This is a genomic window from Acinetobacter portensis (assembly GCF_023158935.1).
GTDB lineage: Bacteria > Pseudomonadota > Gammaproteobacteria > Pseudomonadales > Moraxellaceae > Acinetobacter > Acinetobacter faecalis.
Genome location: NZ_CP096120.1, coordinates 1,523,513 through 1,536,156 on the forward strand (window position 1 = coordinate 1,523,513; position 12,644 = coordinate 1,536,156).

General features: G+C 35.5%; 10 protein-coding genes and 1 pseudogene. 4 read left to right on the forward strand and 7 right to left on the reverse strand.

The window, feature by feature from the left end; genetic code table 11:
• Positions 1 to 44: 44 nt before the first annotated feature.
• A complete protein-coding gene (locus tag MZO21_RS07600; RefSeq protein WP_248104198.1) occupies positions 45 to 1,160 on the reverse strand; it encodes an S-(hydroxymethyl)glutathione dehydrogenase/class III alcohol dehydrogenase in 1,116 nt (371 codons plus the stop codon).
• Between the two features lie 316 nt (positions 1,161 to 1,476).
• On the opposite strand from MZO21_RS07600, the gene MZO21_RS07605 reads away from it, so the two are divergent.
• From MZO21_RS07605 to MZO21_RS07615, 3 genes and pseudogenes are all read left to right on the forward strand, one after another.
• Positions 1,477 to 2,751, forward strand: coding sequence for a flavin-containing monooxygenase (locus tag MZO21_RS07605; RefSeq protein ID WP_248104195.1), 1,275 nt, complete (start codon positions 1,477 to 1,479; stop codon positions 2,749 to 2,751).
• 87 nt (positions 2,752 to 2,838) lie between these two features.
• Positions 2,839 to 3,831, forward strand: a complete 993-nt coding sequence (locus tag MZO21_RS07610; protein WP_248104193.1) for a TauD/TfdA family dioxygenase — start codon at positions 2,839 to 2,841, stop codon at positions 3,829 to 3,831.
• A gap of 259 nt (positions 3,832 to 4,090) precedes the next feature.
• Positions 4,091 to 4,636 (forward strand): annotated as a pseudogene (locus MZO21_RS07615) (IS1 family transposase); the annotation flags it as partial.
• Positions 4,637 to 4,767: 131 nt separating this feature from the next.
• Here the strand turns inward: MZO21_RS07615 and MZO21_RS07620 are convergent.
• The gene (locus MZO21_RS07620) at positions 4,768 to 5,892 is read right to left on the reverse strand and encodes a hypothetical protein (protein ID WP_248102667.1); all 1,125 of its coding nucleotides are present in this window, start codon (positions 5,890 to 5,892) and stop codon (positions 4,768 to 4,770) included.
• 105 nt (positions 5,893 to 5,997) lie between these two features.
• The gene (locus tag MZO21_RS07625; protein WP_248102670.1) at positions 5,998 to 6,846 is read right to left on the reverse strand and encodes an ABC transporter substrate-binding protein; all 849 of its coding nucleotides are present in this window, start codon (positions 6,844 to 6,846) and stop codon (positions 5,998 to 6,000) included.
• A gap of 163 nt (positions 6,847 to 7,009) precedes the next feature.
• Here MZO21_RS07625 and MZO21_RS07630 point away from each other — a divergent pair, with 163 nt between their 5' ends.
• On the forward strand, positions 7,010 to 7,735 hold the full coding sequence (locus MZO21_RS07630; RefSeq protein ID WP_248102673.1) for a class II aldolase and adducin N-terminal domain-containing protein: 726 nt from the start codon (positions 7,010 to 7,012) through the stop codon (positions 7,733 to 7,735).
• Between the two features lie 89 nt (positions 7,736 to 7,824).
• Here MZO21_RS07630 and MZO21_RS07635 read toward each other — a convergent pair whose 3' ends face one another.
• The 4 genes from MZO21_RS07635 to argE all read right to left on the reverse strand — a co-directional run bounded on the left by MZO21_RS07635 (position 7,825) and on the right by argE (position 12,640).
• A complete protein-coding gene (locus MZO21_RS07635; protein WP_248102676.1) occupies positions 7,825 to 8,694 on the reverse strand; it encodes a phytanoyl-CoA dioxygenase family protein in 870 nt (289 codons plus the stop codon).
• 24 nt (positions 8,695 to 8,718) lie between these two features.
• Positions 8,719 to 9,555 (reverse strand): ABC transporter substrate-binding protein, encoded by an 837-nt coding sequence (locus tag MZO21_RS07640; protein ID WP_248102679.1) that lies wholly within the window; start codon positions 9,553 to 9,555, stop codon positions 8,719 to 8,721.
• Positions 9,556 to 9,744: 189 nt separating this feature from the next.
• A complete protein-coding gene (locus MZO21_RS15095) occupies positions 9,745 to 11,253 on the reverse strand; it encodes an amino acid ABC transporter permease/ATP-binding protein (protein WP_282441532.1) in 1,509 nt (502 codons plus the stop codon).
• 250 nt (positions 11,254 to 11,503) lie between these two features.
• Positions 11,504 to 12,640 (reverse strand): acetylornithine deacetylase, encoded by a 1,137-nt coding sequence (gene argE / locus MZO21_RS07655; RefSeq protein ID WP_248102682.1) that lies wholly within the window; start codon positions 12,638 to 12,640, stop codon positions 11,504 to 11,506.
• Positions 12,641 to 12,644 lie beyond the last annotated feature (4 nt).

The following is a 12,644-nucleotide window of genomic DNA, read 5'->3' on the forward strand; positions in this document are numbered from 1 at the left end:
AAAAGCCCCAATATTTGAGGCTTTTTAGTTTTATACATAGATGATTAATCTTTAAAATTAATGACAGTACGAATAGATTTACCTTCATGCATTAAGTCGAATGCTTCGTTAATTCTATCTAACCCCATAGTATGCGTTACAAATGGCTCTAGTTGAATTTCACCTTTCATGGCATCTTCCACCATTTTAGGTAACTGTGTACGTCCTTTTACACCACCAAATGCGGTACCTTTCCAAGTTCGACCTGTAACAAGTTGAAACGGACGTGTTGAAATTTCCTGACTTGCACCTGCAACACCAATAATAATCGATTGCCCCCAACCACGATGAGCAGACTCAAGCGCAGAACGCATAACATTTACATTACCAATACATTCAAAGGAATGATCTACGCCCCAACCTGTCATTTCAACAATGACTTCTTGAACAGGTTTATCAAAATCTTTTGGATTCACAAAGTCTGTTGCACCAAATTCTTTCGCAAGCTTAAATTTATCAGGGTTAGTATCTACCACAATAATACGTCCTGCTTTTGCCTGACGCGCCCCCTGTACAACAGCTAAGCCAATACCACCTAAACCAAACACAGCAACAGAGTCACCTTCTTGAACTTTTGCTGTGTTGTGTACTGCTCCAATACCTGTTGTTACACCACAACCTAATAAACATACATGCTCAGGATTTGCTTCAGGATTTACTTTTGCTAATGAAACTTCTGCAACAACAGTATATTCAGAAAATGTTGAACAACCCATGTAATGATAAATTAGCTGTCCATTATAAGAAAAACGCGTTGTACCATCAGGCATTACACCTTTACCTTGCGTTGCACGAACAGAAACACAAAGATTGGTTTTTCCAGATTTACAGAATAAGCATTCACCACATTCTGCTGTATAAAGCGGAATTACATGATCACCCACTTGAACACTTGTCACACCTTCGCCTACTTCTACAACAATACCCGAACCTTCATGTCCTAATACCGCAGGAAAAATCCCCTCAGGATCTGAACCAGACAAAGTAAAAGCATCTGTATGACAAACGCCAGTATGTGTGATTTTTACCAATACTTCGCCTTTCTTTGGCGCTTCTACATCAAGTTCAACAATTTGTAATGGTTCGCCTGGGGCAAATGCAACTGCCGCACGTGATTTCATGTCATATCCTTTTTTATAAAATGACTTTATTGCTGATGCATTGAATAGCGAAGTAAAAATCTTTATTCACTACTCAAATTAGAACAAACAATAAATTTTTAAGCTAAAAAATCTCTTCACTTTTATATGAATTTCAAGCGCCTTAAGCAATTCGGTTTTTTTGATGCAAGCGTTCCGCTTATATGATTTTCACTATTCAATATAGCTATTTATATTGAATCCATCGAAACAGATTTTTAATTTTTGAAGTTTAAATATTTCAAAAAGATAAAACAGCGAATTTAGTTAGCAAGCTTTGGCAAGAAGGATTTATAAAATGAAATTAGATAATTTAAATGTCGATACTGTTGTTGTGGGTGCAGGTCAAGCGGGCGTCGCAATGAGTGAACATCTAACCACTTTAGGTATTTCACATGTTGTACTTGAAAAAAATAGAATTGCTGAAGCTTGGCGTACACGTCGTTGGGATTCTTTAGTGGCAAATGGTCCTTGCTGGCATGACCGCTTTCCAGGTTTAGAATTTAATGCAGATCCTGATAGTTTTGTCCATCACGATAAAGTTGCAGACTATTTTGAAGATTATGCTAAAAAATTTAACTTACCTATTCATACAGGTGTTTCAGTAAATAAAGCTTACAAAGCAGATAAACGATTAGGTTTTACCGTAGAAACGTCAGAAGGAACAATTTATACACAACGCATTGTGTCCGCTACAGGTGCTTTTCAAAAAGCAGTTATTCCACCTGTTGCAGCAAAAGATCCTTCTTTTTATCAAATTCATTCAGATCAATATAAAAACCCACAACAATTACCTGAAGGTGCGGTATTAGTTATTGGTGCAGGTTCATCTGGTGTTCAAATTGCAGATGAAATTAACCGCTCAGGCAAAAAAGTTTATCTATCTGTTGGTCAACATGAACGTCCACCTCGTACTTATCGTAACCGTGACAATGTTTGGTGGTTAGGTGTTTTAGGTGGATGGGACTTTATGCGTACAGACAATGGCCCATTAAAAGGTTTGGCTGTGAGTGGTGCGCATGGCGGTATTAATATCGATTTTCGTGCCCTAGAAAAACAAGGCATTACCTTAGTTGGTATGACAGAATCTTTCGATAACAACATCATCAAATTTAAGGATGATTTAAAGAAAAATTTAGAAGATGGTGATGCCGCGCTTATGGCATTTTATGATGAAGCAGATAATTATGTAGCGAAAAACGGGTTAGATTTACCCACAGAACCACAAGCAAGACATCAATTACCAAACCCCGAATGTGTGCTAAATCCAATTTTAGAACTAGATATGGCTGAAGCAAATATCACCTCTGTGATTTGGGCTTCAGGCTTTAGTTATGATTTTAATTGGCTACAAGTAAATGCTTTCGATGAATTTAACAAACCAAAACACAAACAAGGAATTTCACCAGAGCGTGGCGTGTATTTCTTAGGTTTACCCTATTTAACAGGTCGTGGTTCTAGCTTTATTTGGGGCGTTTGGCACGATGCAAAACATATTGCTGAACATATCGATATTCAACGTAAATATCTTGAATACACAACTGATAAAAACTTACTCAAAAATACAGCCTAAACCTTAATTCAATATGCACATATCTACCTTGGTGATATGTGCATTTTTATGCACGACAAACAAATACATTCATGAGGATTGGGGAAAATGAATACAATATTAAAAGAAAAAATTACCGAAAAATGTGCATGGATTGGTAGCGAAATAGCGAATAAGACCAATTGGATTTACCACCTTAGCCCACATGTTTTAAATATTCTTGATGCCGCTCAAGCAAAATTAGAAGCGAATAATTTAGTTGCGCCTCATTTTGTGAAAGAAGATGCATTAATTGAAGACCCAGAATTTTTATTCCAAATAGATTACATTTCAAATGAACTTGAAAATGGTTATGGCTTTATTGTTATACGCGGCTTAGATGCCAATAAATACAACGAAAACCAACTTGCAAATATCTACTATATTTTAGGTTTGCATATGGGTAATTCGGTTACTCAAAATACTCGCGGTGATTTAATTGGTTATGTTGAAAACATTGGCGATAAAACACAAAAAATGACCCGTGTTTATGAAACCAATGACTATTTACCCTACCATGCAGATTTAAGTGATGTAGTAGGTTTGCTTTCAATTCGTAAGGCTAAACAAGGTGGACTCAGCAGTATTGTCAGTTCATCTACAGTATATAACCGCATATTAGAAGACTATCCTGAATATTTAGGTTATTTCTACCATCCTGCTTGGTACGACCATTTAGGTGAAATTGAACCGTCTTTATCGCCTATTTTTAGTTATTTTGAAGGCAAGTTAGCATGCCGATATTTACGTTATTATATTGAACTTGGACATGACCGCCGTCAAATTCCACTTTCTCAAGTGCAAATAGATGCTTTAAATATTTTTGATAAAGTAAGCCAAGAATCTAGTCTTAGACTTGATATGATGCTTGAACCTGGTGATATTCAATTCTGTAATAATTATTGTGTTATGCACTCACGCTCTTCTTTTGAAGATTATGATGAGGTTGAAAAGCGTCGTAAATTATTGCGTTTATGGTTACAAATGCCGAATGCGCGAAAACTCGCAAAAGACTTCCCAGGTCGTAACGGTATTCCAAAAGGATTAGGTCAAGCAGCTTAAATTTTAAGTACAAAAAAGAGGCTTAATGCCTCTTTTTTAACTACTTAAGTTGTCTAAGTCTGCTTTTGGCGAACCCACCAAAACCATAACTGATAAGACAATATTGTATAAGTAAAGAGATAGCTATACTTACAAACAAAATCCATAATGGAAGTGTTGCAAGCAATGAATTTATTAGCTCTTTTACAACATCAAAATTAGGTGGTGTTTCAAAAAGTATGCTGAAAAAAAACAGGTTGGCTTTTGATAAAATAGTGAGATGCAAATAACACTAGAAATCAAATGTCCAACCTGTCGAAGTGACAGTATAAAGAAAAATGGCTTCAAACTAAATGGTAAGCAAAACTATCAATGTAAAAACTGCAAGCGTCAGTTTATTGGGGATCATGCTCTTAGTTACCGAGGTTGTCATTCTGGTATAACAAATAAAATACTCCACCTGATGGTTAGAGGGGGTGGTATAAGAGATATTGCAGAAACCGAGCGTGTCAGCATAGGTAAGGTTTTACGAACATTAAGTAAATCCACTTATAAAATTCGCCCTAAGCAAAATTATTATGAATCTATTGAGGTTGATGAGTTTTGGACTTTTGTAGGAAATAAAAAGAATAAACAATGGCTTATTTACGCATACCATAGAGAAACAGGTGAAATTGTTGCTTATGTTTGGGGTAAACGAGATCTGGCGACAGTCCAACGATTGAAGGCAAAGTTAAAGCAATTAGGTGTTCACTACACCCGAATTTCAAGTGATCACTGGGATAGTTTTGTGACTGCCTTTAAAAACTGTAAGCAAAGTATTGGTTTGCACATTAATAACCCTCTTTTAGGGATGCCTGTTCCGCAAGACTTAAATTATTGGGATAGGTTTAAAACCTAAAAAAACACCGCGTAAATTCCTTTTACACGGTGTCTAATATAAAACTAAATAAAAACTTAGAAGTTATAATACAGCTGTAAGTTCAATAATTTCTCTGTGCCGTCGTTGGTGCCTTCAGCATAAGAATTGCTTGGACCGCCAATCAAGAAATCATTTTTACCCATAATATATTCAGCAACAAACGTTATATCTTTATAGTAAGCAGCCATACCTACTAAATTACGAGAAGAAGTTTTAAAGCCTGCTTCATCTTTATCGTAACTACTGTACATCGCATAAGTACTAATAGAGTCAAATTTACCTACATTTTTGAAGCTGTATGAAACATCTGCTGTATAGAATGTTCCTTTGTTTGCGACAAAGTAATTATCATCAAAAGACCCCATTAACGACGTTATCGAATTGTTTGGGTCTTTATTATCAACATCATTCTGACCGACTGTAACAGCCAGTGCTAAATCGTTATAAGCAAGGTTACCAAATAGTGCCCAAGCTTTACGATCACCTGTTGTGTTGTAAGTTTTATTATCAATATCTGAATACCAATAAGATGCACCTACATTAGAACTTAATCCTTCAGGCAATCCACCAATATCTTGTTGCACACGAGCAACGAACATATTGGTTTCATCTAAATACGTATGATCTGTATTTTCAGGTTTTACATAGTTAGATGTATAACGGCTCGCATCCTTTGAATATGGACCGCCATAAGTACCGCCATCATTCGAGAAATAGCCCAATTCAACTTTGGTACCTGAATCAAATTTACCTTGATATTTCACACCCACGTTGTGAGCATCTTCCAGACCAATTTGAGTGACTACCCCACCATAATAATTGCTTTCCCAAAAGCGCCCCGGACCAAATGGAACTGCTTGCAAACCCGCTTGAATGAGATGTTTATCGTTGATGTTATAACCTGCGTATGCATCTACAAGTGTAGAAAAATCACATAATTCATCAAACTGATAGCAACGATATTCAATATGACCAAATATCTTTGGAGACTTATAATCGACATTGATTTTAGCTGCATCAAATGTCAATTTATTATCAGACGTACTGTCCCAGCTTTTATCTTGAAATTTTGCACGCAAGAAGCCAGAAACTGATAACTCACCCAAATCTGTTTCTGGATTACCAATTTTCAAATCTGCTGCAACTGCTGGTGTCCCCACACACCCAAGAACCACGAGTGCGACACATATATTTAACGCTTTTTTTTGCATAATAATGTTCTCATTTAAGAGCGGATTAAAAACTTATGTAAAGGTGAATTAATATTATTTAGGCATATATTTCTGAACTTCTTCGTCAGACGGTGCTTGCAAGTTATATTTCGCAATAAGCTTGTCGTACTCCCCAGATTTTTTCATTGCTTCTAAGCCTGACTTCACTTTTTCAAGCATTTCAGTATTGCCTTTTGGTACTGCAATACCACCAAGTACAGGGAAGAATGGCTCTGTAGAACTAATTTGGACACGTCCCTTTAATTTATCTACCGTACTTTTCGCCACGCTTGCATCGTCATAATGTGCATCTACAGCTTTTGACAATAATGCTTGTACAGATTCAGGTGATGTATCAAATTCACGAACTGTAATTGCCTTTTTACCTTTGGCAACACAGCTTTCCGCAGACATGTCATGTAATTGTTTTGGGAACATTGATCCTTTTTGCGCAGAAATTGTTTTTCCACACAAATCATCACGTGTTTTAGGTTGATAAGGAGAATCTGAAAGTGCAATTAATGCTTCCGTTGTCATGTAATACGGAACCATATCTACTTTTTCTAAACGCTCTTTGGTGATGTAAAGCGCAGACATGACTAAATCGAATTTTTTCGCTTCTAATCCTGTAATTAAGTTAGAAAAGCGACTATCAATAAACTTCGCAGACTCACCTGAATTTGCAAAAATTCCATTGGCAATATCAATGTCAAAACCAACAGGTTGATCATTTTCAATTGATTCAAATGGAGGAAAAGTCATATCACTACCAATTTGATAAACCTTTGCTGAAGCTTCAGCTTTAACATCATCCTTTGATTCAGTTTTGTCGCTACATGCAGTTAAGCCCCAAACTAAACATACTGCTGCAACTAGTGGTTTCATCTTTAACATTGCATACATTTTGAAACTCCCATGACACATTTTTAATTGGCTTAAAAATGTTATACGTGAGTTTTTTTAATAAAGTAATTTTGAATTTCCGTGCTAGTAATCTAAAAAAAACGATGCAAAATTCAACATAAAACCAATTAGACTTTTCTTATATTTCAATGAGATAAGTTAAATGAAAAATGAATCACAAATACGCATAGATTTAGCAGCTTCGCTTCGTTTAAGTGCGAAATTGGGCATGCATGAGGCTGTAGCAAACCACTTTAGTGCAGCAGTTTCTGAAGATGGCAAATCATTTTTATTGAACCCTAAATGGGTGCATTTTTCTAAGGTCAAAGCGAGCGATTTAATTTTGGTAAATGCCAATGATGCAGCAAGTTTTGAGAAAGGAAAAATAGATTCAACCGCTTGGGCAATTCATGGACAAATCCATAAATTACGCCCAGACATAAAAGTCATTATGCATTTGCACCCTATTTATGCGACTTCATTATCTTGCTTAAAAAATCCAAGCATGTTGCCTATTGAACAAAATAGTGCACGTTATTTTAATCGTGTTTCTTACGATTCAAATTATAGTGGTATGGCTGATCAAATTGCAGAAGGTCAGCGACTTGCAACATTGCTTCAAAATAATTCAAGACTATTAATGGGAAATCACGGTATTTTAATTGGTTCACACAATATTGGCATTGCTTTTGATGATATGTACACCTTTGAACGCGCAAGCCAAATTTTAATTAATGCATATTCAACAGGACAAACGCTGAATATTTTAGGTGATGATGTTGCTGAAAAAACAGCTCAAGATTGGGAAAAAATCGAAGATTTCAGCATTGCCCATTTTGAAGAAATGAAAGAAATTCTCGCGCAAGAAGACCCAAGTTTTATGGATTAAAATTTTCTCCATTTTATGTAATTAACACGTAAAAAAAGAGCTTCAATTGAAGCTCTTTTTCTTAGAGAACTTTGTATAAACTCTATGGCTTAAGCCATTTCTAAACCTGCTTGTTGTACAAAGAAAGAGGCACCTTTAGGTTTTTGTGGCAGTTTTAATTGATTTACAGACATACGTACTTGACCACTTTCCACGCCATAAACCAATTGCCCTTGATGTACGCTTGGTAATGGATTATCTGACAATGCCACTGCATCTTCCGCAGCATAAACCGTAATAAACAAATAGCGCGGTAACTCGGTATTATTTGCACCTGAAGCATGTAGTAAACGCGTATGCATGAAGCAAACAGAACCTGCTGAACCTACGCATGAAACATAATTTTGGCATTGTTCTGCTTCTACAGAATCTTCAACTTTTCCTGTGAATCGTCCATCTTGCCAATGGTTATAAAGTTCACCTTTATGACTACCTGGAATAACCTGCAAAGGACCATTATCTGCTGTTACTTCACCCACCATAAGCAATGCGGTAATCATGTCGTCATTGGTATGTGGAGTAAATGGAAAATCTTGATGCCATTTTACCGTAGTTGCAGTATGTGGAAGTTTTGCATTCACTTTACTGTGGTGAAAACGTGTTCCACTTCCACCAATAAGCTGACCAGCCATTTCAGCCATACTTGAATGAATTGCTGTTTCAAAATAAGCATCTGAAATTTCAGTTGGTGAACTTACACGTCGTAAAGCAGGATGATCTGTACTATGGTCACTCGGGTCTACATCAAAGCGTGAACGGCCATCAATTGTTTCACCATAAGCTTCTGTATAATCTCTGCTTTCATCTACCCAAGATTCAAGTTGTGCTCTTAAACCTGATAATTCATCTTGGCTTAAAACATTTTCAACAACTAAAAAGCCATCTTTATGAAATTGTTCTATTTGCGCTTGGTTTAGCATTTTAGATTCCTTATCACTTAAAAATTATTTATTCATCACTGCCGCAATATCTTCATCTGTTGGTGCTTTTAAACCATAAGATGCTAAGATTTTTTCAAAATCACCAGATGCTTTAATTTTATTAATACCTTCTTCAACTAATTTATAAGTTTCTGTGTCGCCTTTACGAATACCAATACCACCCACTGTTGGGAAAAACTCTTCCGTAGATGTGATTTTAACTTTACCTGCCAAATTGCTTTCAGCCGCTTTAAGTACCGCAGCATCGTCATATTGAATTTCTACGGCATGTGCAAGTAATGCTTGAGTTGTTTGTGGCGATGTTTCAAATTCACGAATTTTGATTGCGGGTTTACCTTCAGCAACACAACGTTCTTTTGAAATTTCATGAACTTGTGCTGAAAATGCTGTGCCTTTCATTGCACCTACAGTATGACCACACAAATCATTTGGCCCTTTTGGATTTAACATAGAATCGTTTAATACCAACAGTGAAATATCTGTTTTGTAGTATGGAATCATGTCAATTTGTTCAAGGCGTTCTTTGGTGATATACATTGATGAAAATAAAATATCGAATTTTTCACCTTTCAAACCAGGAATTAAATTTGCCCAACGCGTATCTACCCATTCAGCTTTATACGTGCCATCTACTTCAGCAATTTTTTCCATAATTTCAACACTAACACCACTTGGCACGCCATCTTTCAAATACTCATATGGAGGAAATGTTAAATCTGAACCTACAGTGACAGATTTTTTAACAGTCGATTCAGTTGAAGCGGCTTCATCTTTTTTTGCACATGCTGTTAAAAATAGGCTACTCACAAGTGCACTAACTAAAATTGATTTATTTTTCATAACATTACCCCAAAGTTAAGTATTCATTTATTCTGTAATTAAAATATAGAGCATTATTTTTAATAATCCGATTAGGCTTTTTTAATGCAAAGCTTTATAAAAATAAAACTCAAAAAACCAAATATAAAAATACAAATATTAAAAAATTAAAAGCAGCTCTATAGCTGCTTTTAATAAAATAAGGAGCATTTATTCTTTCGAAATAAATCTTTGGAAGCGTTCATTATCTGATTTTTCCAATACTTCAGGAGCATCATTTAAAATAACATGTCCACCTTCCATAAATACCACACGATCTGAAACTTTAAACGCAAAGCGCATTTCATGCGTCACAATAATCATCGTTAGACCTTCACTTGCTAGCTCTTCAATCACTTTTAATACTTCATTTACCAGCTCTGGATCTAATGCAGACGTTGGTTCATCAAATAAGATAATTGAAGGTTGCATTGCCAAAGCTCGAGCAATTGCGACACGTTGTTGTTGCCCTCCCGAAAGTTGGTGCGGATATTTATTGGCATGTTGCTTCATGCCTACTTTTTCAAGCATCGCAAGTGCTGTAATTTTGCTGTCTAACACTGTTCCTAAGTTATGATACAAAGGCGCAAGCATCACATTTTCTAGAATTGTTTTATGCGGAAATAAATTGAAGCTTTGGAAAACCATTCCTACATGAATAATTTGTTTTTTATATTCAGGTGAATGTTCTGTAATTTCCTGATCTTTTAAAAATGCTTGCCCGAGTAAATTTACAGTCCCCTTATTTAACGTTTCTAAACCATTTAAAGTACGAATAAGTGTCGTTTTCCCTGAACCAGATGGCCCAATAATTGAAATAACTTCGCCCCATTTCACATTTAAATTAATCCCTTTTAGAACTTCTTGGTTTCCATAAGATTTATGAATATCTGTTGCTTCGAGTGCATATTCACCAACTTGCTCTGTTGAAATTTCTTTACGTGCACGTACCGATGCAATAGGAAGCATATTTAAAGGATCATTTTCCTCTAACAAACCTGGTTTACGATTAGTAATATCAATTTTTCGTTCAAACCAACCAAGTAACCAACCAAATAAAGTCACAATTAAGACATAGTAAAAGGCAACTGCAAGCATTGTTTCCATCACAAGAAAGTTTTGCGTATATAAACGTTGCCCAACCAATAAAATTTCAGTTAAAGAAATAACAGAAACTAAAGATGTTAATTTCACAATTGAAACATACTCATTTCCAAGCGATGGTAATGCAACACGAAATGCTTGTGGAATAACAATAAGACGTTGAATACCTGAATATTTAATACCTAATGCTTTACCTGCTTCAATTTGACCTTTATGAATTGCTGTTAAACCACCTCTGTGAATTTCTGCAATGTATGCAGCTTCGCTTAAGGTCATCGCAATTAAGCCAGCAATAAATGGCGATGCTAAAACAATGCTAGATGCAGGAAAAATTTGCGGTAAATTATATGTAAATACAAGCAATACTAATAACGGCAGGCTTCTAAAAAACCATATATATAAATCACTTGCCCATGCTACAGCTTTGAATTTGGATTGTTTTGCAAAAGCTAAAATAAAACCTAAAACAATACCAATAACCCAGACTAAAACACTAAGCTCGATCACTGTCCACGTTGCAAGCCAAAAACTTTTATGTGAAAACAAACTGAATGTGTATGCCCAATTAAAATCCATTCAAAACCCCACTTACATGATTCTTATCTCTTACCTTTGTTATATCGGAATTTATGAAAATAAGTAATTTTGAAAAATTGATGCATTAATATTGTTTTTTTTAAGCAATAAAAAAGACCAATATAATAATTGGTCTTTCACTTTATAATATAAAATATAATTCAATAATACTTAAAAATTAATTTAAATATAATATTTTTCAATATTTATACAGATAAACATTTATATATACAAGCACTATTTTAAATAATCATAATTTTAAGCTTATTAATAATTTCTCCAAGAAAGCATCGCATAAATTTAATTGCTCTATAGATACATACTCATCGGGTTTATGCGCAACTGCGATATCTCCAGGCCCACAAACCACCACAGGACAATTTAAAGCACCTTGTAACAAACCGCCTTCTGTACCAAATGAAATATTTCCAACAGACGTATTTTCAGGTAATAGTTTTTGAATAAATTGAACGGCTTCAATGGTTGAGGATGTTTTTAATCCTGGATACTGATTCACTTCTTCAACATCAATATGCACTTTAAAATCTTGCTTAATATTTTCAATGATTTGTTGTTGAATATCTTGGCTGCTATCTTGTGCTAAATGCCGAATTTCATAATCTACAACACAGGCGTTTGGCACAATATTTAATGCCGTTCCCCCTGCAATTTTCCCGACATGTACCGTGGTGTATGGAATATCATAGCCTGTGTCCTGTTGCCCCTGCTCTCTTAAATATTGCTGAACATTTTGTAAAGACTCTACCAACTTACTTGCTACATGAATGGCATTCACATAATTAGGTGCTAAAGCCGAATGTCCTTCTTCTCCACAACATTGTGCTCTAAAGACTGTTTTTCCTTTATGCGCCAATGCAAGTTGCATCATCGTTGGTTCGCCAATCACACACATAATTGGAGAAAGAATGGTGGATGCAAGTTGATCTAAAATTCCACGCACCCCAATACAACCAATTTCCTCATCATAAGAAATACATAAATGGAGAGCTCTTTTTAATTCTATTTTTGAAGCTTTTAGCATGGTAATCACAGCACATGCCAAAAAACCTTTCATATCTGCTGTGCCACGACCGTAAATGTTGCCATCTTTTTGCGTAGCTTCAAATGCAGGTGTATTCCACTGTTGCCCTTCTACAGGCACAACATCTGAATGTCCCGATAATAAAATTCCTGCTTGATCTATGGGACCAACACTTGCCAATAAATTTGCTTTATTTCGTTCCGAATTAAAATTTAACTCAACAGCAATCTGATTTTGCTCGAACAATTCTTTAATAAATAAAATGAAATCTAAATTGCTCTTATAAGATGTGGTATCAAATGCTATAAGCTTGGACAAAAGAGCAATACTGTTCAAATCGTTCATCAAT

Bases quoted from the DNA above. Each gene is read 5' to 3' on its own strand.
- MZO21_RS07635 (WP_248102676.1), bottom strand. From the start codon at position 8,694: ATGCTAAACCAAGCGCAAATAGAACAATTTCATAAAGATGGCTTTTTA.
- MZO21_RS07600 (WP_248104198.1), bottom strand. From the start codon at position 1,160: ATGAAATCACGTGCGGCAGTTGCATTTGCCCCAGGCGAACCATTACAA.
- MZO21_RS07625 (WP_248102670.1), bottom strand. From the start codon at position 6,846: ATGTATGCAATGTTAAAGATGAAACCACTAGTTGCAGCAGTATGTTTA.
- MZO21_RS07610 (WP_248104193.1), top strand. From the start codon at position 2,839: ATGAATACAATATTAAAAGAAAAAATTACCGAAAAATGTGCATGGATT.
- MZO21_RS07630 (WP_248102673.1), top strand. From the start codon at position 7,010: ATGAAAAATGAATCACAAATACGCATAGATTTAGCAGCTTCGCTTCGT.
- MZO21_RS15095 (WP_282441532.1), bottom strand. From the start codon at position 11,253: ATGGATTTTAATTGGGCATACACATTCAGTTTGTTTTCACATAAAAGT.
- MZO21_RS07605 (WP_248104195.1), top strand. From the start codon at position 1,477: ATGAAATTAGATAATTTAAATGTCGATACTGTTGTTGTGGGTGCAGGT.
- argE (WP_248102682.1), bottom strand. From the start codon at position 12,640: ATGAACGATTTGAACAGTATTGCTCTTTTGTCCAAGCTTATAGCATTT.
- MZO21_RS07640 (WP_248102679.1), bottom strand. From the start codon at position 9,555: ATGAAAAATAAATCAATTTTAGTTAGTGCACTTGTGAGTAGCCTATTT.